The sequence below is a fragment of the uncultured Clostridium sp. genome, from assembly GCF_947072515.1.
Lineage (GTDB): Bacteria > Bacillota > Clostridia > Clostridiales > Clostridiaceae > Clostridium.
Genome location: NZ_CAMTIG010000008.1, coordinates 78,878 through 100,998, shown reverse-complemented (window position 1 = coordinate 100,998; position 22,121 = coordinate 78,878). Strand labels below are relative to the sequence as shown.

Annotated in this window: 23 protein-coding genes; 6 read left to right on the top strand and 17 right to left on the bottom strand. The window is 26.8% G+C overall.

Annotation, left to right across the window (positions count from 1 at the left end):
* Positions 1 to 902 precede the first annotated feature (902 nt).
* The 3 genes from lepB to Q0W06_RS05055 form a co-directional block, all read right to left on the bottom strand.
* A complete protein-coding gene (gene lepB, locus Q0W06_RS05065; protein ID WP_297632251.1) occupies positions 903 to 1,430 on the bottom strand; it encodes a signal peptidase I in 528 nt (175 codons plus the stop codon).
* A 256-nt stretch (positions 1,431 to 1,686) separates the two neighbouring features.
* Positions 1,687 to 2,280 carry a TlpA disulfide reductase family protein gene (locus Q0W06_RS05060; RefSeq protein ID WP_297632248.1) on the bottom strand — a complete coding sequence of 198 codons (594 nt, stop codon included), beginning with the start codon at positions 2,278 to 2,280 and terminating at the stop codon, positions 1,687 to 1,689.
* A gap of 24 nt (positions 2,281 to 2,304) precedes the next feature.
* Positions 2,305 to 2,802, bottom strand: coding sequence for a hypothetical protein (locus Q0W06_RS05055; protein ID WP_297632247.1), 498 nt, complete (start codon positions 2,800 to 2,802; stop codon positions 2,305 to 2,307).
* 128 nt (positions 2,803 to 2,930) lie between these two features.
* On the opposite strand from Q0W06_RS05055, the gene Q0W06_RS05050 reads away from it, so the two are divergent.
* The 3 genes from Q0W06_RS05050 to Q0W06_RS05040 all read left to right on the top strand — a co-directional run bounded on the left by Q0W06_RS05050 (position 2,931) and on the right by Q0W06_RS05040 (position 4,477).
* Positions 2,931 to 3,299 carry a GntR family transcriptional regulator gene (locus tag Q0W06_RS05050; RefSeq protein ID WP_297632244.1) on the top strand — a complete coding sequence of 123 codons (369 nt, stop codon included), beginning with the start codon at positions 2,931 to 2,933 and terminating at the stop codon, positions 3,297 to 3,299.
* 100 nt (positions 3,300 to 3,399) lie between these two features.
* Positions 3,400 to 3,729 (top strand): peptidoglycan-binding domain-containing protein, encoded by a 330-nt coding sequence (locus Q0W06_RS05045; protein WP_297632241.1) that lies wholly within the window; start codon positions 3,400 to 3,402, stop codon positions 3,727 to 3,729.
* Between the two features lie 256 nt (positions 3,730 to 3,985).
* Positions 3,986 to 4,477: a PTS glucose transporter subunit IIA gene (locus Q0W06_RS05040; RefSeq protein ID WP_297632238.1), complete on the top strand. Its 492-nt coding sequence runs from the start codon at positions 3,986 to 3,988 to the stop codon at positions 4,475 to 4,477.
* A gap of 103 nt (positions 4,478 to 4,580) precedes the next feature.
* Here Q0W06_RS05040 and Q0W06_RS05035 read toward each other — a convergent pair whose 3' ends face one another.
* The 3 genes from Q0W06_RS05035 to Q0W06_RS05025 form a co-directional block, all read right to left on the bottom strand.
* On the bottom strand, positions 4,581 to 5,435 hold the full coding sequence (locus Q0W06_RS05035) for a PRD domain-containing protein (RefSeq protein ID WP_297632260.1): 855 nt from the start codon (positions 5,433 to 5,435) through the stop codon (positions 4,581 to 4,583).
* A gap of 17 nt (positions 5,436 to 5,452) precedes the next feature.
* Complete coding sequence (locus Q0W06_RS05030) at positions 5,453 to 6,382, bottom strand: GNAT family protein (protein WP_297632234.1); 930 nt, start codon at positions 6,380 to 6,382, stop codon at positions 5,453 to 5,455.
* Between the two features lie 320 nt (positions 6,383 to 6,702).
* Positions 6,703 to 7,434, bottom strand: a complete 732-nt coding sequence (locus tag Q0W06_RS05025) for a tRNA threonylcarbamoyladenosine dehydratase (RefSeq protein ID WP_297632231.1) — start codon at positions 7,432 to 7,434, stop codon at positions 6,703 to 6,705.
* Between the two features lie 286 nt (positions 7,435 to 7,720).
* On the opposite strand from Q0W06_RS05025, the gene Q0W06_RS05020 reads away from it, so the two are divergent.
* Both Q0W06_RS05020 and Q0W06_RS05015 read left to right on the top strand, forming a co-directional pair.
* Positions 7,721 to 8,416, top strand: a complete 696-nt coding sequence (locus Q0W06_RS05020; protein WP_297632228.1) for a 5'-methylthioadenosine/adenosylhomocysteine nucleosidase — start codon at positions 7,721 to 7,723, stop codon at positions 8,414 to 8,416.
* A gap of 87 nt (positions 8,417 to 8,503) precedes the next feature.
* Positions 8,504 to 8,896, top strand: a complete 393-nt coding sequence (locus Q0W06_RS05015; protein ID WP_297632225.1) for a VOC family protein — start codon at positions 8,504 to 8,506, stop codon at positions 8,894 to 8,896.
* A gap of 45 nt (positions 8,897 to 8,941) precedes the next feature.
* On the opposite strand, the gene Q0W06_RS05010 is transcribed toward Q0W06_RS05015, so the two are convergent.
* The 10 genes from Q0W06_RS05010 to sufC form a co-directional block, all read right to left on the bottom strand.
* Entirely contained in the window at positions 8,942 to 9,463 is a 522-nt protein-coding gene (locus Q0W06_RS05010; RefSeq protein WP_297632222.1) for an NUDIX domain-containing protein, read from the bottom strand.
* A 153-nt stretch (positions 9,464 to 9,616) separates the two neighbouring features.
* Positions 9,617 to 10,006: a DUF3887 domain-containing protein gene (locus Q0W06_RS05005; RefSeq protein ID WP_297632219.1), complete on the bottom strand. Its 390-nt coding sequence runs from the start codon at positions 10,004 to 10,006 to the stop codon at positions 9,617 to 9,619.
* A gap of 17 nt (positions 10,007 to 10,023) precedes the next feature.
* Positions 10,024 to 11,319, bottom strand: coding sequence for a GHKL domain-containing protein (locus Q0W06_RS05000; RefSeq protein WP_297632216.1), 1,296 nt, complete (start codon positions 11,317 to 11,319; stop codon positions 10,024 to 10,026).
* Positions 11,320 to 11,328: 9 nt separating this feature from the next.
* Entirely contained in the window at positions 11,329 to 12,027 is a 699-nt protein-coding gene (locus Q0W06_RS04995) for a LytTR family DNA-binding domain-containing protein (protein WP_297632213.1), read from the bottom strand.
* A gap of 111 nt (positions 12,028 to 12,138) precedes the next feature.
* On the bottom strand, positions 12,139 to 12,861 hold the full coding sequence (locus Q0W06_RS04990) for a YhfC family glutamic-type intramembrane protease (RefSeq protein WP_297632210.1): 723 nt from the start codon (positions 12,859 to 12,861) through the stop codon (positions 12,139 to 12,141).
* Between the two features lie 156 nt (positions 12,862 to 13,017).
* Positions 13,018 to 13,449, bottom strand: a complete 432-nt coding sequence (sufU, locus tag Q0W06_RS04985) for a Fe-S cluster assembly sulfur transfer protein SufU (protein WP_297632207.1) — start codon at positions 13,447 to 13,449, stop codon at positions 13,018 to 13,020.
* 4 nt (positions 13,450 to 13,453) lie between these two features.
* Positions 13,454 to 14,677, bottom strand: coding sequence for a cysteine desulfurase (locus tag Q0W06_RS04980; protein ID WP_297632205.1), 1,224 nt, complete (start codon positions 14,675 to 14,677; stop codon positions 13,454 to 13,456).
* A 28-nt stretch (positions 14,678 to 14,705) separates the two neighbouring features.
* Positions 14,706 to 15,788 carry a Fe-S cluster assembly protein SufD gene (sufD, locus tag Q0W06_RS04975; RefSeq protein WP_297632202.1) on the bottom strand — a complete coding sequence of 361 codons (1,083 nt, stop codon included), beginning with the start codon at positions 15,786 to 15,788 and terminating at the stop codon, positions 14,706 to 14,708.
* Positions 15,788 to 17,197, bottom strand: coding sequence for a Fe-S cluster assembly protein SufB (gene sufB / locus Q0W06_RS04970; protein ID WP_297632199.1), 1,410 nt, complete (start codon positions 17,195 to 17,197; stop codon positions 15,788 to 15,790). Before sufB ends, sufD begins: the two co-directional genes overlap by 1 nt.
* Positions 17,198 to 17,209: 12 nt before the next feature.
* Positions 17,210 to 17,947 (bottom strand): Fe-S cluster assembly ATPase SufC, encoded by a 738-nt coding sequence (sufC, locus tag Q0W06_RS04965; protein ID WP_297632196.1) that lies wholly within the window; start codon positions 17,945 to 17,947, stop codon positions 17,210 to 17,212.
* A 471-nt stretch (positions 17,948 to 18,418) separates the two neighbouring features.
* On the opposite strand from sufC, the gene Q0W06_RS04960 reads away from it, so the two are divergent.
* A complete protein-coding gene (locus tag Q0W06_RS04960; RefSeq protein ID WP_297632193.1) occupies positions 18,419 to 18,928 on the top strand; it encodes a hypothetical protein in 510 nt (169 codons plus the stop codon).
* A gap of 95 nt (positions 18,929 to 19,023) precedes the next feature.
* On the opposite strand, the gene ebgA is transcribed toward Q0W06_RS04960, so the two are convergent.
* Positions 19,024 to 22,089, bottom strand: a complete 3,066-nt coding sequence (ebgA, locus tag Q0W06_RS04955) for a beta-galactosidase subunit alpha (protein WP_297632190.1) — start codon at positions 22,087 to 22,089, stop codon at positions 19,024 to 19,026.
* Positions 22,090 to 22,121: the final 32 nt, after the last annotated feature.

Below are 22,121 nucleotides of genomic sequence, written 5' to 3'. Positions count from 1 at the left end.
TTCAATTTTCAAAGACCATTTTTTCCTCATCGCTTTTGGCGACTTGTTTAGTTTAATATTTAATTTAAACATTGTCAACAACTTTTTTTAAAGTTATTCAAAATATTTAACTTAAGTATCGATCCGAACTTTGTTTTGTTTTGTTCGGCGTCCTTAGGACATTTACTACTATATCACCTTTCTACTGTGATATTTATATTTATATTCTTATTAAAGCAAATTATACTTTATTTAGTATATATTTCTTCATTTTTCGCTATTTTTCGACTTAAGATACACCTGGATAAGTATTTATTCTTTTTCATCCATCTGTTCATTTTTCATACATTTTACGTATGTTTTTTATTCATATTCTTCTTTTAAACAGTTCATTTCATTCGTTTTTTCATTATATTAGATTATGTTTTCAAGATATTTTTGATGTTTCTAATGTATTTTAATTTGTTTTATAAATATTTTTCTAAGTATATTTTATTATTTTTTTATATTTATATTTTTTAAACTCAATATATTTTTTGAATATGCTTTTAAAATATCATATGCAAGCTATTAGAGCTTTTTAATTTAATATATTTTATCTTCCATTAGAATTAATTAGCATTCCCTGCTTAGTACTTATAACTAATTCTACATATCTATATTATATATAGAATTACTTAAACCGAATTAGAGTCAAGACACATTGAAAAATTTTTATTTATCTATATCATATATAGAATTACTTGAACTGTAACTAAGCTCTTCTTTAAAATTACTTTAATTTATACAATATCCATCATAATCTCTAGTACCGTATTGATTTTACTGAAGGTTCCTATTTAATAAAATATATTTTATCAATATACTTCCCTTCATTCTATATATATGGGTTTTTTATATATCGGGGGCTTTTAGATTAAATTTTATTTTTTAAATAGTACTTTTGCCTCTATATCTTTAACTCTAAATGTCCCAAAATCTCTACTATCTCCACTTTTATTTCTATTATCACCCATTACAAAAACTTCTTTTAGTGGAATAAGTACATCTATATTAGGTGTTATCATATCATCATATAAATATCCTTCTTCTATATATTCTCCATTTATATATATTTTATTCTCTTTAATTTCTAGTTTTTCTCCTGGTAATCCAATTATTCTTTTTACTATTGTTTTTCCTGCTATTTCTGAGTTATTATTTTCATCCACATTTATTATTACTATATCTTTTCTTTTAGGTTCACTTATAAAATAAGACAATCTATTCAAAACTACTAAATCTTTATCTTGTAGTGTGTTTTTCATAGATTGTCCTTTTACTATACAAACTGGGAATAACAGTCCTATTAGCTTCATTGTTATTACAAAAGCTAATACGAATTTTAAAAATTCTTTTACTGATATTCCTCTATCATCATATGCATTAAATCTCCATATTTCCTCCATCATTATCAATCCCTTATATTACTATATTCTAAGGTATGCTTCTTTTTAGCATTTTATTGATATGATTGTATAGAAATTTTCATTTTTTAAAGTTTCTTTTATTTCACAATCGAAATCCTTTTTTACGTTATATCTAAAAATAACATTGTTTTTAAAAAACTTTGTATTCTATTATCTTTACTTCTTTAGAATTCCTTCCATTTCCGTTAAATCCATTGCGTCTCTTTTATATTCTTCAATTTCTCCTTCTTCATTTATGTTACTTTTTTAGAATTCCTTCCATTTCTATTAAATCCATTGCCCCTCTTTTATATTCTACAACTTTTCCTTCTTTATTTATTACTACTGAAATTGGAAGAGCTTTAGCCCCATATTCTTTTGCTACTTCTCCTGTTGAGTCTAGTAATACTGGAAAACTATAGTTGTTTTTTGTCATAAAGTCTTTTGCAGTTTTTTCATTTTCTCCTACATTAATCGTTAGTATTACTATGTCTTTATCCTCTTTATATTCATTATAAACTTTAGATAAGCTTGCTAATTCACTCTCACAAGGCGTACACCATGTTGCCCAAAAGTTTATGAATATGGTTTTCCCTTTATATTGAGAAAGACTTACTTTTTCTCCATTAAGATTTTCTAAGGTAAAGTCCTTCATTTCTTCAATATGTTTATTATTATCTTCAATAAACTCTTTTGGTCGTACATTCCAATTATCTTCATTTAATTTGTTTCCAACACTCTGTGATGATTTAATAGTTTCTTGTTGTTTCTCTTTTTTCCATTTGTAAAAGTAGTCAGTCCCTGCTATAAGTACAAGGATTACTAATAAAGCTATTATTATTTTTCTCTTCATATGTTCCTCCTTATGAAGATATATCTAAACTTCTTTTATATCTTCAATTTGCAAATTATATTTATTTGCTTTATTTTCTATATCTTTAATATTTGTTTCCTTATTAAAAAACATTATAAATTTTCCATTATAGTTTCCCCAGATAGTCATATTTTTTAGATAAAAAGAACTGAATAAAATCTCATTTATAGAAAGATTAATTAATATCTTTAAAAATTTCTCTTCTATATTAGAATAAAAAATTTCTTTATATCCTTTTTCTTTTAAATCTAATAGATAACTTTTTTCTTCTTCATCTAATGTTTCTACCATCTTCATAAATGCTGAATCATTTATTATGTTTCCATAATAATCTACTATTATATTCTCATCTATTTCATATAGAAATTTTATAAAGTTTTCTTCCCCTTCTTTATTTAAGTCTATCTTTAAAATTGCATTACTATATTTTTTTAATCCTTCATTAATGTCTTCTATATATAGTATTTTATCCTTTATAGAATCTAATATTAAATTTTTCAAAATCCCACCTCCTAATTCCATATATTTACATTTATTGTTATGTAATATATAATTATATTAAGAACATTATATATTATTTTAAAAGGAGGTGAAACCATTATAGGCTAATGCCTTATAATGGGCTTTTTTTGTTAAATTTTAAATCTGCTGAAGTCGAACCAATCTATATACAAATCAAAAATCAAATAATTCAAATGATTGCTGACAAAAGTTTGGCTGAAGGCGATATGCTTCCCTCTGTTAGAACTTTAGCATCATATTTAAATGTTAATATGCATACTGTCAATAAAAGTTACTCTCTTTTAAAGAATGAAGGTTTTATAAGAATTGAACCTGGCCGCGGTGCTTTTGTTAATATGAATTTAAATAGCTCAACTCCTAAGTTCAAAAATTCTTTAAGGGATTTTATTAGTTCTATAAATGCTGAATGTAAGCTTAGAGATATTTCTAAAGATGAATTTCTTAAAATTGTATCTGAAGAGTTTTTAGCAAACTAATTTTTTATAAAGATTCTATTGAGTTTGAACCAAATTTCCTTCTACTGAATATTTATATAGTAATGATTGCTTTCAATTGTTATTTTTACGAGGTGAAAAAATGAAGAACTCATTAGATAGTAATATTTCTCATTGGATTATAAACTTACAAAAAGAATTAAATAAGAATTTTAATTGTAGCATCCCTATAGATGCTTCTAATTATAATAAAACATTGGCAGTTTGCCCTATTTTAGGTTTTGGACTAAGAGGCAAAATTATTGAAATAATACAGACTCGCTTAAATGATTTAAATTTCAATTGCGGCTTGCCTGATGGAGTTTTTGGTAAAAATACAAAGAATTCTATTTTAAGCTTACAAAAATCCGAAGGTTTAATTCCAAATGGTATTATAGGTTTTTCAACTTGGGAAAAACTTTTAACTTTATAGAATTTTTAAGTCTGCCTTTTAATTTCATAAATTTTTAAGCTTACCTTTTGATTTCATATGCATTCAATGTCCACTTCATCATTTGTCTTTACTTTATTCATTTTTTGTTGACATTTTCATTATTTGAATATATAATTTAATTAACGTGTTACTGAGTAACTATCAGGCATAAGTTTTTCTTTAGAGAACTTATGTCTTTTTTTATACAAATTTACTTTACGTAAAAATATATCTACACAAAGAGAGGATTTTGAATATGTTTGGATTATTTAAAAAAAATAAAAAAGATAGTAGTTTAACTTTAATTGCTCCTGCAACAGGAAAGGTTGTTCCTATTACAGAAATACCTGATCCTGTTTTTGCTCAAAAAATGGCTGGAGATGGTGTTGGTATCGATATTACAGGTGATACTATAGTTGCACCAGCTGATGGAGAAGTTACTTTAATTTTTAAAACTAAACATGCTTTTGCCATGACTTTAAAAAATGGAATTGAAGTTTTAGTTCATATTGGTATTGAAACTGTTGGCTTAAATGGAGAAGGTTTTGAACAATTAGTTGAACAAGGTTCTAATGTAAAAGCAGGAACTCCAATTTTAAAAATAGATAGAGATTTTATACAAAGCAAAGGTTGTCCTTTAATTTCACCTGTTCTTATAACTAATGTGGACAACATTCAATCTTTAAATACAATAACAGATGTAGATGCCGTTGCCGGTGAAACTACTGTTATTGAATATACAGTTTAGTCATTTTAGTTAAAATTTATATATTTAAAACTCTAAAAGGTAGTTATCAAATGATAACTACCTTTTTTATATTTTAAGTTTAAAATATTCTATTTAAAATCTTCTATCTTTTAACCGACACTCTAAATCTCTCTATATGCATTGCTATATATGCAACTTCATCTTCACTAACTTCAAGTTTTAATTCTTCACCAATCATTACTCCAACAGATTTAGCTATCTTATAAGAGATTTTATATTTTGATTTTATAACTCCTCTTAAATCATTTTCAATTGGATTTTGAGTCATTATTCTCTCAATTGCAAATCTTATGTGAGTTAAAAATCTTGCATAGTCTAAAGATTTTCTTTCTATCTCTATTTCTAATTCATCTTCAACAAGTTCAATGATACTATTTCCTAAGTAACTGTATCTAACTGTATTGGATAATTTTCCACCATTTCTTGCTGAATGAATATGAATAGCTATAAATCCAATTTCTCCATCTGGAATATCTATATCAATCTCACTCTCAATTCTTTTTGCTACTTTTTCTGCTAAAGAGAATTCTTTTGCATATAAAGTTTCAATTTCTATTAAGAATGGATTTTGAATTTCTTCATTATTTTCTAATCTTTTTATTGCAAACCCTAAATGATCCACTAATCCAATATGAATATTTTCACTTAGCTCTTCATTTAGTTCTTTTGATATCTCATAAATTATTTCTTCAAATAATCCTAATAATTTTTTATCTGTTCTTTCTATTACTTTATTGAAATTTTCAATATTTTTCTCATTTTGTATAACAAAAATTTTATCTATTTCAGTTCCCTCTTTTATAACCGCCCCATTTTTTTTACCGAAGCCTATCCCTTTTTCAAATAATATTTTTTCTTCCTCTTCTGATTTTACTAGAATTATATTATTATTAAATACTTTTATAAGTACCATATCATTTTCAAGAGATATTTTCATTATTCTCAATCCTCCCCCTATTTTATTTTATAGTAAGTTATGTGATCCTCCCAAACACCATTAATAAATAAATATTTTTTATTTATTCCTAGTTCTTCAAATCCACAAGTTACTAAAACCCCTTTTGACCTTACATTACTAACTAAAGCTGACGCCTCTATTCTATGTAGCTCTAAATCATTAAATGCATAATCTAATATTAAATTTACAGCCTCTTTCATATATCCTTTTCCTTGGTGTTCTAAATCAATGGAATATCCTAATATTCCACTTTTAAAAACGCCATAAACAATATTGGATAATTTCATTTTACCAATTATATCATTATCCTTTATTATTGCTAAATCATAGCATGTTCCATTTAAGAATTGCTTGTAACTTTCATTTAATATACCTCTTTGAATATCTAAAGTATAAAATTCTTTATCCCTTGCAGGTTCAAATTTTTCTAAATGTTTTTCATTCTTCTTATAATAAGAAACTAATTCTTCTGCATCGTTTGGAGTTAAATTTCTTAAAAGTATATTTTCACCTTGTATTTTAATCATTGGTTCACAATTTTTGTATCTATAGTCATCTCTGTTAATTCCGAAAACTACTTCACTTCTTCTTATCCCATTTATGATTACATTTTCTGAAATTATTCCTTCTAATATGAATCCAAGGTCTAAAAATGATGATAATTTAATTCCTTCATTAGTTATTATGTTTACTTTATATACCTTCTTATCTTTAAAAGTAGCTCCTAATATTAAATCTAATGTTTCTTTTAAGAGATTATAGTCATTTTCCCTATAAAATTTTAATTTAACATCACATTTCTGATTTTCATAATCCATTTCTGTTATGATAAATCTTCCTATACTGATATTATTTTTATCTCTTATTAGATATTCATTTTTACTACCACTACTTAAAAATATATTGACATTACTTTTTAATGACATCCTTCTATCTCCTAAGCTAACGTTTCTTATAACACTATTATATATTATAGTCATGTTATTACAAGGCTTTACATTCATAAAAATTAGAGACATTCTATACGAATATCCCTCATTACTTTTATATATTTTTATATTTTAAAAAGCTATTCTTGTACTAAGTTATACACAGAGTTATCAACATGTTGTGGATAACTCTGTGACATAATACAATATATTGTATTTATATTTTTGAATTTAATAGTTTTTTTTTGCTCTAAATACTCTTTTTTTAGATTTTTTTGTGTTTTTTTGCGATTCTATTTTTTTTATTTATCCACAGTTTACTTTTCTTCATTTAATAAATCTTTTACTACTTCACTTGCAATTATCATTCCTGCTACTGGAGGAACAAAAGAAATACTTCCTGGTGTTTGTCTTTTCTTTGTCCCTTTAACTATTTCAGACATCATTTCTTCATTTGGTTTTGCTGGAATTTCTTCTGAATATACAACCTTTAATTTTTTAACCCCTCTTTTTTTAAGTTCACTTCTCATAACTTTAGCTAAAGGACATACTTTTGTTTTATGTACATCAGATACTTTAAATTGAGTCGGATCCATTTTATTTCCTGTTCCCATAGAACTCATTATTTTTATATTATTTTCATAACAGTACTTAGCTAAAGCGATCTTAGCTGTTACTGTATCTATAGCATCTACTACATAATCTACATCTTTATCAAGAAACATTTCTATATTTTCTGGAGTTACAAACTCTTCAAATATAGTAACTTTACAATCTTTATTTATAGAGTTAATTCTATCTCTCATAACTTCAACTTTAACTTTATCCACTGTGTCATATGTAGCTATTATTTGTCTATTTAAATTTGTTATATCAATAGTATCATTATCAACTATTACTAATTCTCCAATACCTGCTCTAGTTAAGGCTTCTGTTGCAAAACCACCTACTCCACCTACTCCAAAAATAACTACTTTAGCATTTTTTAATTTATTTAATCCTTCTTTTCCTATAACTAATTCTGTTCTAGTTAATGTGTTTTTTTCCATTCTTATTCCCACTTCCTATCTTAATATTTATTTACCTTATATTTTATTTTATCTCCTATACTTATACAAGAAATTTATCTTTCCCATTTGATAACTACTACCACTAAATTTATTTATATTGATTATATTTTCCTTATCTAGTAAATAATAAAGCTAATTAATTAAAATATTTTCATTTGAAAATAGATTTTTAATTGAGTATAACAGGTTTACTTAATGCTTTATTGAATTTATAATGTTATTTAAGGCTAAATCGTCTTATATTTAATTTTGGAGGTAACTTTTGATGGTTATAGGAATAATTAGCGCAATGAGCGAAGAATTAGAACTTCTTTTAAATGATATGGTAGTTGAAGAAAAAACAGTTAAGGCTAACATGACATTTCATAAAGGAAAGGTTTGGGGAAAAGATGTTGTTGCAGTAGTATCAGGAATCGGTAAAGTTAATGCAGCAGTTTGCACTCAAATCCTTATTTCAGAATACAAAGTTAACAGCGTTATAAACGTTGGTGTAGCTGGTGGAATAGGAAAAGACATATATCCTGGTGATGTAGTAGTAGCTGAAAACCTAGTACAACATGACGTGGATACTACAGTTTTTGGAGATGCTCATGGGCAAGTACCAAGAATGGATACATTTGATTTCATGTGTGATGAAGAATTAGTTAAATTAGCTAAACTTTCATGTGATGAAATAGAAGATATAAACACATTCTCAGGAAGAATAGTTTCAGGAGATCAATTCATTGCAAGCGTTGATAAAATCAAATGGCTTGAAACTGAATTTGGAGCAGTTGCATGTGAAATGGAAGGTGCAAGTATAGCACACGTTTGTTATTTAAACACAATTCCATTTGTAATAATCAGATCAATCTCTGATAATGCTAATAATGGAGCTCACATGGATTATGAAAAATTCATTCCAATTGGTGTTAAAAACTCAACAACTATATTAAAAGCTATGGTTGAAAAACTAGCTTAATATTTTAATTATGTAAAAGAGGCTATATGCCTCTTTTTGTTTTATAATATTATTATCTTTATTAATCATAGAAAGGATGTGCTTAATTTGAATATATCTAAAATACATCATGTTGCTATAATATCTTCTAACTATGAAGTTTCAAAAGACTTTTATGTAAATAAACTTGGATTTCAAGTTATTAGAGAAATATATAGAAAAGAAAGAAACTCATATAAACTTGATTTAAAAATTGGTGATAGTCAAATAGAATTGTTTTCTTTTGAAAATCCACCCAAACGCCCAAGTTATCCTGAAGCTTGCGGACTTAGACATTTAGCTTTTGAAGTCCCAAATATAGAAATTGCAGTTAAAGAATTAAATTCTAAAGAAATCAAAACAGAACCAATAAGAGTTGATGAATTTACTAGTATGAAATTTACATTCTTCTCAGATCCTGACGGACTTCCATTGGAATTATATGAAGCAACTAATTTATAATTTTTACCCAAGAATACTCTCTATGTATTCTTGGGTAAAATTATTTTATTTTACATAATTATCTTCATAACTATGTAGCTCAAATAACATTCTAATTAAACTTTTATGATATGGTATAAATTCTTTTGAATTACTCATCTCCAAAATTTCATTTAATGTTGCCCATTTAACTCTCTGAACCTCTTCATATTGTAACTTTAATTTTGTTATGTCAATTTCTCTTTCAACTATATAAAAGTCATCAAATCCTCTATCAAAATTTAATGTAAATGCAGGTCTAATATTTTCTAATGATATTTTATATCCTATTTCCTCTAAAACTTCTCTCTCAGCAGCTTTTTGACTTGTGTCTCCTAAAACTGCACTTCCCCCAACAGTAACATCCCATAAATTTGACCATCCTTTTTTAAAAGGTTGTCTTTGTTGTATAAGCATTTCACCTTTAGAGTTAAATATACATACATGAATTACTAAATGAAAAGTATCTTCTTCAAATTCATCTCCCCTCACCATAGTTTGTCCTATTTTTATTCTGTCTTTATTATATAAGTCCCATATTTCTTTCATGTCAAACCTCCTTAAATTAATTAAATTATCTGTCATTTAATGGTATTACTCTAAATATTCATTGTCAAATATCCTTATACTATAAAATAAAAATAGGAGATACTTAAAGTATCTCCCAATTATCTATTTTTTTATTAAATGATAAGAATTTTATTATTTCACTATTGCAAAACCTTCTAATTCCAAATCTTTATTAAACGCTGTTTGTATTTGACCTTGTCCTTTTTCAAACTCTGCTAATGTTACACAAAGACTTACATCATCTTTTTCTGCAAATTTTCTTTCTTTTATCTCTTTAAACTTTCCTAATTCTTTTTCTATATTTTGCTCTGCTTCTTTTAATCCATCTACTGATATTGCATTTTTTAAGTTTTGGCTACCCATTTCATGTAATTTTTCAAAGTTTCCTTCTTTGTATAATTGGATTACTTCATCTGCTTTTTTTCCTACTGCCTCTTCATCCACATTTCCTGTTTTTGCTCCACAGCTTACTAAAATCCCTAATGTTAAAACCACCATCATCATTTTTATTATTTTTTTCATTACCCTCTACCCCCTAATTAATTTGGAATCATAATATTTACTTTAAATATATTATCCGATGTTTTTATATTTATAGAACCTGAATATTTTTCAGCAGTTCTCTTTATATTTTCAAGTCCTAACCCTAAATGATTTTCTTTAGTAGTTTTAAATATTTCATCTATAACTTTTACCTTCTTAAAACTATTAGCTACATTTATGATTAAGAAATTATTGAACTTATCTATCTTTAAGGTTATTTCTTTATTTTCTGTCTCCTTAGTTCCTTCTATTGCATTATCTAAAAGATTTGAAATAATAGTAGTTATATCTATTTCTTTTATAAGCTTTAAATCTACCTCTCCAATTAAAACTTTTATATCAATATCACTCTTTTTAGCTAGATGGACTTTATCATTTATAACTACATTTAAAACCTTATTTTCCGTATAAACCTTTTGTCCTAAAGAATCTAAAAGCCCATACATATTTTTAAGATAATCCTTTGCTTCTTTCTTTTCTCCAATCTCATATAAACTATCTATAGTTTGCATATGATTTTTTATATCATGAATAACTTTTCTTGAACTGTTATACTTCGACTCTAAAGATGTATAATAATCATATTCCATAATCTTTTGTTTTTCATATAGTTCTAACTTTCCTTTAAGCTCATTATTTTTTGAAATTGCTTCAAATATATTAGTTATAAATATATTAAAAAAGACAATTAAAACTAAATTTATAATAAATAAAATAATATCCTCTTTAATATTTATCATCCACTGCCCTTGCAGAAAATTAACTAACGTAAGTATATATACGAAACTAAATATAGGTAAAATTAAAAAACTAAAATATTGTTGTATTGTAAGTTTCTTTATATTCCTTTTAAATAAAGCTAAAAACAATCTACAACAAGCTAAGTTGGCCAATTGAATAATTACTCCATTTGTAATTAAATATATTTCTATAGATATATTTTTTATATTTAAATAAGAAAATATCACTTTAAATCCTTCTGAAAAAATAAGTTGTCCTATTAGCATAAATACTGAAAATATAAAGTAATAAACTATATATATTTTTTCATTATTATATAGCCTATTTCCTAAAACAACTATTCCTACTAAACTCACTATTATACCCATTGTGGGTATTATTATATTAAATAATGTAGTGATAATTATATACAGACCAAATCCTATTATATAGTCTCTTTTTTTATAAAATAGTTTTCTGTTGAAATTAGCTAAAAATGTATAGATTACTACTAATGAAAATGTAGAAATAATATTTAATAAAAATATCGTTTCTGGCTTTAATATAACCATATTTCCCACCTATATAAAATCACTTATATATTCATTTAATTTATCTCTAAACTCTTTTGATCTCTTTTGAGAAAGCGGAATTACATCTTCATTCATCATATATATTTCATAGCCTTTTATAGACTTCACATGAAAAAGATTTGCTGTAAAACTTTTATGTGGAGAATAAAAATTATATTCTTCCATCACATTTATAATCCTAGTTATTTTATCCTTAATTAAATAATCTTTTTTCTTAGTAACTATATTTACTTTTCTATCAAAATACTCAAAGTAGTATATATCCTTTGGTTTTAATCTTACTACTCCATCTGTGCTTACAAATTCAAGTTCTTCTTCCTCATATGTAGTTTCTATATATTCTAAAGCTTCTTTTAATTCATTTACTATATCCTCTTCTTCAAAAGGCTTAGTTAAATATCCAAAAGCATGCACCTTAAATGCTAAATGCGTATAATCTGAAAAACTTGTTAAATATATTATTTTCAATTCTTTATCTTTTTTTCTAAGCTCTTTTCCTGTTTCTATTCCATTTATTCCACCCATATCAATATCTAGAAATAATATATCTATTTTTTCATTAAAACTAACTAGCTCTTCCCCACATTTAAATTCATATATCTTAAAATCTATATCTTCTTTTTCAAGTATTGTTTTTAACTTTTTTCTAATTAATTCATCATCATCACATATTCCAATACTAATCATCCCTATCCCCCTTACATCTCTATACCCTGATTATATTGGTTTATTTTTACATTAACAACTATAATTTCTCATCCATTCTTATATTCTTTCAACAATCCTTATATTTCAAGTTTAATATTTCATTATTACTGCTTCTTCTTTTTCTTCTACATCTTCTTTAAATTTCTTTTTAACCTTCGTAATATATACAACTGCTATTATGAAAATTATAAATAACCAACCTTCAGCTAATAAAACATTCGGCATCATTAATACTGCTCCAAAGTTAGCTATTCCATGGATTATTATAGCAAGAGGCAAAGTATATTTTAATTTTCTATTTATTCCATATAAAATAAGTAAAGTTAAAGCTATATGAAGTCCTCCTGCAAAGACTCTTTCAACTGTTGCAAAAAATACATTTAAACTAGTTAGTTGCCCCGTAATTCCCAAATTTGCTGTAATTACTCCATATAGACTAATTAAACTATTCAAACCTACAAAAATAATTGCCTCTATCCCAGCATGTCCAACTCCAAAGCTTATTCCATCTCTAAAACTTCTATTTCTTTTTAATGTAGTTCCAATAAATATTCTTCTACCTGTCTCTTCAAAAATACCTGCTGAAAATGATAATATAGCTAAGAATAAAATAGGATTTGTAAAAGACATCAAACTTTTCCCAAGTACTGCATTCATTATAGGAATTCTTAAAAATAATTGTGAAACTACAAATGTTATAATTCCAATAAAAAATGGCTTTAAGCTATACCCTCTCTTCCTAGTTATAACCACATATCCTATAGGTATCCCAAAGCATATTGCTATGTTTAAAACCAACATTACACCTACCATTATTTATATCCCCTCCTCTTTATCTCTATTATATTTACTCTATAAATCAAATAAAATATTCCAAACATAACATACAGATTTTTTATCACCAAGTACATTTTTAAAATAAAAAATGAGATAAGTTACATTTAAAATAACTTATCTCATTCTTTCAATTTAGTTTTCATTTTTCATCATTTCATCAAGTGTATGCCAAGCTAAAACAGCACACTTAACTCTTGCTGGCATATTAGATATATTTTGAAGTACTATAGCATCCTCTAATTCTTCTAATTCATCTTCATCCTTTATTTCTCTCTTTATCATTCCAATAAATTTATCTATTATTTCTTTTGCTTCCTTTTTTGTCTTTCCTTTTACTAAATCAATCATCATTGATGTTGATGCCTGGCTTATAGCACAACCTTTTCCTCCAAATGCTATGTCCTCTATTATATCTCCATTGTATTTTACTTGAATTGTAATTTCATCTCCACAACTAGGATTATGTCCTTTTTCACAAGCATCACATACTTGAAGATTTCTTCTATTTCTTTTTGACATATTGTGTTCCATTATAATTTCTGTATATACATCATTTAATTCCATTTAATCACATCCATTTCTCAAACATACTATAAACTTTTTTAAGACCTTCTATAAATTTATCTATATCTTCTTTTGTGTTATAAAAATATAAACTCATTCTTGTTGTTGAATTCACCCCGTAAAATCTCATAAGTGGTTGTGCACAATGATTTCCTGCTCTGACACAAATATTGTAGTTATCTAAAATACTTGAAACATCGTGAGGATGAACACCTTTCATTTCAAAAGATATTACTCCTTCTTTCTCATATTTTTCAGGAGTTCCATATACTTTTATATATGGTAGGTCTTCAATCTTTTTCATTGCATAATCTGTTAATTCTTTTTCTATCTTCTCTATTTTATCCATTCCTATTTCTTGCAAATAATTTATGGCCTCTAATAATCCTGCTGCAGCTCCAACATTTTGAGTTCCTCCCTCAAATTTTGCTGGAAGAGGTGCAAATGTTGCAGTATCTTCATACACATATTCAACCATATCCCCACCAAACATATAAGGTGGCATACTATTTAATATTTCTTCTTTTCCATAAAGGACACCAATTCCCATAGGTGCAAGCATTTTATGTCCTGAAAAAACTAAAAAATCAGCATCTAGTTTTTGAACATCTACAGCTCTATGTGGAACTAATTGTGCTCCATCTATTATTACTTTAGCTCCTTTTTCATGAGCAAAACTAATAATTTTTTCAATGGGATTTCTTATTCCTAATACATTTGAAACCCCTGTAATACTAACTAATTTTGTTTTATTAGTAATTTTCTCTGAAATCTCTCTATCACTAATTTCTCCATTTTCATCAGTATATATATATTTAAGAATAGCTTTTTTAGCTTTAGCTACATTTTGCCAAGGGATTAAATTAGAATGATGTTCTGCTATAGAGATAACTATTTCATCACCTTCATTTATAAAATTCATTCCATAACTCATTGCTAAAAGATTAAATGCTTCTGTAGAATTTTTAGTGAATATAATCTCTTCACACTTCTTAGCATTAATAAACTCTCTAACTTTTTCTCTTGCATTTTCATAAATTTCTGTGGCCTTTAAACTTAACTTATATGCACCCCTGTGTGGATTTGCATTTTCTTCTCTATAATATTTTTCAACTGCTCGAATAACAGAATCTGGTTTCTGAGTAGTTGCACCACTATCTAAATAAACAATTCGTTTTCCTTCATTCTCTTGTAGCGTTGGAAAATCTCTAGTGTAATTTCTATCCATGATCATTCCTCCTTAAACCTTTTAAAATTTAAAGCTTATCTTCCTTTAATATTTCTCGTATTTTTTCTAATATCTTATTTTGAATTTCTTCTGATTCAATTTTATCTATGATAGGATTAAATGCTGCATTTATAATTAAAAGTTTTGCTTCATTATATGAAATTCCTCTACTCATTAAATAAAATAATTTATTTTCATCAATACGTCCTGAAGATGCAGCATGCTCACCTGATACATCATCCTCATCACATAGTAAAAGTGGTATTGCTTTAGACCTTGCTTTTTCTGATAATAGCATGCAGTATTCCTCTTCTACACCCTTACTCTTTTTAGCACCTTTTTTAAAATCTAAAGTTCCTTTAAATGTTTTTACCGCTTTATCTTTTAAAGCACCCTTTATATTTATGTTTGTCCTAGAATTTTCACCTTCTATAGTCACAACATAATTCATATCAATTTTTTCTTCATCTATTCCTGTATATATAACATTAATATCCGCTTTAGAATTTTTTTCTTCTAATCTGGCCTCATAATTAGATACATTGTTTTTTGCTCCTAATTCAATTGCTATAAAATCTACATTTGCATTTTCTTTTACAAATGAAATATTTGAATCAAAACTTGTTACATTTTTTCCTAACATATTTATTTTTGAAACCTTTATATTTGAATCTTCTTCTGCAAATATTCTTAATACGCCATTATGATACTTTCCTAAATCATTTGAATTATAATTTATAATAAAGTTTGCCTCTGAATTTTTCTTAGCAATGATTATAATATTATCTATTAACGTACTATTATTTTCATCTAAATTAAAATTCAAAATAACATTTCCTTTTATTTTACAGTTTTCTTTTACCTCTATTAAAAATCCATTTGTGAAGCTTTCATCTGCTTCCCTTATTAATTCTTCCTTAACTCCATATTTTAGTTTTTTAAAATACTTATTATTTTTTTCTAATTTAGAGATACTAACATTTTCATCTCCTGAAATAGAAAAATTTTTAAACTCATTTATTTTTAAATCATCCATTTCTACAGAAACAGAATTAACTCCCTGCCTTCTGGCAGTTTTTACAGGTATTTTATTTAATTCTTCAAATCTCATTATCCTATACTCCCTTCCAACTCAAGAGCTATTAAGTTATTCATTTCAACTGCATATTCTAATGGTAATTCTTTAGATATAGGCTCTACAAATCCTCTAACTATCATAGATTTTGCTTCTTCTTCGCTAATCCCTCTACTCATTAAATAGAAAATTGCATCGTCACTTATTTTTCCTATTTTAGCTTCATGACTCATTTCAACATTATCATTAGCAATATCTATAACAGGTATTGTATCTGATTTTGACATATCATCAAGCATTAATGATTCACAAGATACTGTTGATTTACTTCCTGTTGCTCCACTTCCTATTTTCACTAACCCTCTATATGTTGCAGTTCCACCATCTTTTGAAATAGACTTTGAGTTTATTGTTGAAGAGGTATTTTTCCCAACATGAATGACTTTTGCTCCTGTATCCAAATTTTGTCCTGCTCCTGCAAAAGATACTCCTGTAAATTCTGATTTAGCATTTTCTCCTCTAAGCACACTTGTTGGATAAAGCATTGAAACTCTTGAGCCAAATGATCCTGATACCCATTCTATTGTTCCATCTTTATCTACTAATGCTTTTTTTGTATTCAAGTTCATCATATTTTTAGACCAGTTTTCTATAGTTGAATATCTAAGCTTAGCCCCTTCCTTAACAAATAATTCAACACATCCTGCATGTAAATTTGTTAAATTATATTTTGGTGCTGAACATCCTTCAATGAAATGAAGACTAGCATTTTTTTCAACAATTATTAACGTATGCTCAAATTGTCCTGCTCCTGGTGAATTCAATCTAAAATATGATTGTAATGGAATATCTACATGGACTCCTTCTGGAACATACACAAAAGAACCTCCTGACCATACTGCTCCATGTAATGCAGCAAATTTATGATCATTAACTGGAACACATGTCATAAAATATTCTTTAACAATATCTTCATGCTCTTTCAATGCAGTTTCCATATCAGTATAAATAACTCCTTGTTCTGTAAGTTCTTTTTTTATACTATGGTATACAACTTCTGAATCATATTGTGCTCCTACTCCAGCTAAAGATTCTTTTTCAGCTTCTGGAATCCCTAAAAGATCAAAAGTATTTTTTATATCCTCTGGTACCTCTTCCCATGACTCTGCTAATTTCCCTTTTGGTTTAACATATGTGACTATATCATCCATATTAAGTGCTGATATATCTGGTCCCCAATCTGGTAATCCCAGTTCATTATAAGTTTCTAAAGCTTTTAATCTAAAGTCTAACATCCACTTTGGTTCTTCTTTTTCTTTAGAAATTTCTTTCACAATATCTTCTGTTAATCCTTTATCACTTTTATAAATAAACTCATCTTTATTTTTTACATCATAGATGCCTCTATCTGCTTCTTCTATTTGGGTCTTTTTAATTTCTTCCACTATGTCTCACCTCTATCTATCTTTAAATTTTTCAAATCCATCTTTTTGAATTTCATTAGCAAGAGAACTATCTCCTGTTTTTACAATTTTCCCATCTACTAAAATGTGTACATAATCAACTTTTAAACTATCTAATATTCTATTATTATGAGTAATAATTAAAACTGCATTATCCTCATTACTAAACATCTTAATACCTTCTGAAACTACTTTTACTGCGTCTACATCTAAACCTGAATCTGTTTCATCTAATATTGCTAATTTAGGATTTAATGCTAAAAGTTGTAGCACTTCATTCTTCTTTTTTTCTCCACCTGAAAATCCTACATTTAAGTATCTTCTTAAATATCCATTTTTTATTTTTAAACTATCACTTATTTTTTTTAATTCATTACTAAATTTTAATGTCTTAACAGGTTCTCCAGTTATCTCCGCCTTAGCTGTCCTTAAAAAGTTTTCAACTGTTATTCCTGGAATCTCTTCTGGTGATTGAAATGATAAAAATAATCCTTTCTTTGCTCTCTCATCAGTTTTAAGCTTTGAAATATCTTCTCCTTCTAGTAATATCTCTCCAGCTGTTTGTGTATATCTAGGATGACTCATTATAGTATTTGCAAGAGTTGATTTTCCTGCCCCATTTGGTCCCATAATTACATGAATTTCACCTTTATTTATATCTAAATCTAATCCTTTTAGAATTTCTTTTCCTTCTGCTTCAGTTTTTAAATTTTTAATTTCTAATAATTTCATTATAAAATTCCTCCTACTATTTCTTATCATTTTGCTCTGATTTAAATCTAAAAAAAATATTCTTATCATTTCACTCTGATTTAAATTCAAAAAAATATTCATACTATTTTACTCTGAATTACAGATAAAAATTTTTTCTCCCATCAATATATTTATATCATACTATTATAGTCAGAATTAATAAATAGTTTTTTTAAAATTTCATAAAATTTTTTCACTATTTCCAGACTTTTTTTAACAAAATACATTTTTAATAAATAAAATATACAATTTTTTCGTATATTATACATCTTTTTCTATTACAAACCTTATTGTAGTGTTTTTTTATTCATTTTTAAATCATATTTATGTATACTTAAGAACTTTGTTGATATTTTATGTCCTTTCTATTATTGTGTTAATTTTACATGTTTGCTATTAATTTTTTATTTTTCTATAATTTATATATAGATATTTTAGGGGGCTTTAAAAATGAGAAAATATTTAATTGTGCTTTGCGGTATTTTTATATGTTTTATTGGATATTCTGCATTTAGAATCGAATCATCTGATGCAAAAGAACTCCATTCAACTACTGCTACAGCTACTGTTCAAATGAATGACTTTACTAATACTAAAAATATTATTTACGATAAGTTTTTCTCTACCTTTCCTTATTGTCAGCCAATTCAAATAACTGATAATTCTAAAGATAGTAACACCGATATAAATAAAATGCTTTTACTTCCTATTAATAAATTAACTATTCAAAAGGTTGATAAAAGTGATGTTCTTTTATATTCTAAGAAAAACTTAAGTAAAGTTGCTTTAAATAAAACTACTTTAAAAGATTCTAATATTGTAGTATTAAAAGAAATTGGAAATTCAAATGAATTTAATTTCTATATTTATAATACAAATAGTTTAATTAATAATACTAAAGGGCCTGCAATTTCAGGTCAGGTTCAAAATAATAAAATTTTTAATGTTACTTATAATTAATTTCTTGCCTTAATTAAAGGTTCTTTAGATTAATGTTTATTATACAATAAGGAGCTGTACATCCATATTTCGATGTATCAGCTCCTTTTTTTATTTTAAAGTATCTCTCTACCTACAGAAACTTCTGATATTTCTTTATTATTGAAAATATTAAATCTAAATCCTAAATTAAATTCTTCAAATTTACATCTATATTTATCTAATTGCCATTGTCCACATGAATTAGTTCCTACTCCATTTTGCTTATAGTCTATATTAAATACGATGTAGTCTCTCTTAACTAAATCTACAGTATGCTTTGCATATTCTAAATCTGTATCTTCATAATAAGAAGCACTAAAATCAAATTTATCATTAGCTATAGCCATTAATGACATTCCTCTATCATTTCTCATGCTAACCCATGAACAATCACTTCTATTACCATTTTCTTGTGGTTTCACATAATTAGTAAATAGTCCATCTACATTATTATCAAATACTCCAAACATATTTGCTTCCTTAGTATCTGCATAAGATTCTCCTGGTCCTCTTCCCTTATACTTAACTAAGTCTAAATCTTTATTTAATCTCATTTGAAGACCTATTCTTGGTAACATTTCTGGTGCTTGATCTATTCTACCAGATGGTACTCCACTTACATTTACAGCTATATCTCCACTACCATAAACTTTATATTCATAAGTTGATTTAAAATGCCAAGCTGAATTTGTAGTACCATTTACTGTATCAACTTTAAATGTTAAGACATTTCCTTCAGTTGAATATTCTATATTTCCAACTACTTCATGTGCAAGGTGCATAAAGTATTTTTTCTTATAATCTTCAACTACATACATATCATTATCAATCGGTGCTCTCCAGAAATTTAATCTTGGTCCCTCTTGAACTAAGTTATAATTATCTTTATTTATAGCTAAAATATGTCCTCTAACTAAATCAAATATTACTTCAAAATCATCACCTTTAGCTATTAATTTATGAGCTTCTTTAATTACTTCTAAATTTCCTTTTGTAGAAGCTTTAATTTTTTCTGTTTTTATTGGAAGTTCAAATTGTGCTGTTGCTAATTCATGTCCTGCTTTTGCCCACATACAGTCTTCTCTTAATACATAAGAAATGTTTAAGTAATAACTTGCTCCATCTTCTTTACAGAAATCTAATGTGTATGGCAGTTTTACCTCTAAAGTCTCTCTTCCTAAAATATTAGGCATTGCCATTCTTCCTGACTGAATAACTTTATCATCTTCCATTATTGTATAAACTAAATCTAATCCATTTAAATTCTTAAAATCATATCTATTTATAACTTTAATTATTCCATTTTCTAAATCTATAGCACTAGTTTCTGCTGGCTCTATAACTTTCTTATATTCTAAAAGTCCTGGTGAAACTGTTCTATCTGGCATTATAAGTCCATCTATACAGAAATTTATATTACTTGGATCATCTCCAAAATCTCCTCCATATTTATAGAACACTTCTCCTGTTTCACTTACAGCTTGAATTCCATGGTCAAACCATTCCCAAACAAATCCACCTTGTAATTTATCATACTTATAGAAAAGATTTTGATACTCTCTTAAGTTTCCTGGTCCATTACCCATTGCATGGCAGTACTCACAAAGAATATGTGGCTTTTTAATTTTTTCAATTACCTCATCCATTAATAGTTTGCTATCATGCTCAAGCCAAGTGTACATTGTACTATAAACCTCTGAAACTGGACCATCTTCTTCTTTTATATTGAAATCTCCTTCATAATGTAGAATTCTTGTATCATCTAACTCTTTCATTCTTTTAGCCATAGCTTTAAAGTTACATCCAAAAGATGATTCATTTCCAAGAGACCACATTAATATGCATGGATGATTTTTATCTCTCTCTATCATTCTTTCCATTCTACTAACATGAGCTAATTCCCACTCTGGATCATCACTTATCCAAGCATAATCCCCTGTTAACTCAAATCCATGACATTCTAAATCTGTTTCATCTATTACATACATTCCAAACTCATCACATAACTCATATAAATAACTTGAATTTGGATAATGCGCTGTTCTTACTGCATTTATATTGTGTTGCTTCATTAAAATTATATCGCTTATAATTTCTTCTCTCCCCACAACTCTTCCGTTTCTTGGATTATAATCATGTCTATTTACACCTTTAATCTTTATAGCAACACCATTTACAGTGAATGTTTCTCCCTTTAATTCAATTTTTCTAAATCCAACTCTTTGAGGAATAACTTGTACTATTTCTTCTCCCTTTAAAACTGTTACTAATAAAGTATATAAGTTTGGTTCTTCAGCAGTCCATTTTAGTGGATTTGATATTTCCTTTTTAAAGTTTTTGCTCTCTTCAACTCCAACTACTTCTTCAAATACAACTTCTTTATTATTATTTAAAAGTTCAAACTTAACATTAGTTAAATCTTCTCCTCTTAACTTTAAATCTACATGTAATATAGCATCTTCATATTTTTCATCTAAATCAGTTATTATTTTAATATCTTCAATTCCTGCTACTGGTTCTGTGTATAGTTCAACATCTCTAAATATTCCACTTAACCACCACATATCTTGATCTTCTAAATAAGTTCCATCACTCCATTGATATACTCTTACAGTACATTCATTTTCCCCTGCTCTTACTAAATCCGTTATATCAAATTCTGATTGAATTCTAGCGCCCTTACTATATCCAACTTCTTTTCCATTTATCCAAACATTATATGATGAATCTACTCCATTAAATTTAAGGATTATTCTTTCCTTTAACCACTCTTCTCCTATAGTAAACTTTCTTTTATAAATTCCTGTAGGATTTTCTGTTGGTACATATGGTGGATTTATAGGGAAGTTGTACCATAAATCTGAATAGTGCATTTTTCCATATCCTTGTAACTGCCAATTCCCCGGTACTACAATATCATCCCATGCTTTTGCATCAAAATCTTCATTATAAAAATTTTCTGGTGAATATTCTGGTGCATCTAAAAATAAAAATTTCCAACTTCCATTTAAATTTTTAAAGTTATGTGTGTATTTTCTTTCTCCTGTTAATGCTTTTTTCTTAGATTCAAAGCTTAAAAAATGTGCTCTTGCATCTACTCTATTTATTCCATCAATTTTAATATTTTCCCAAAGTTTCATAAATTCCAATCTCCTTTTTATTATTAAAGCAT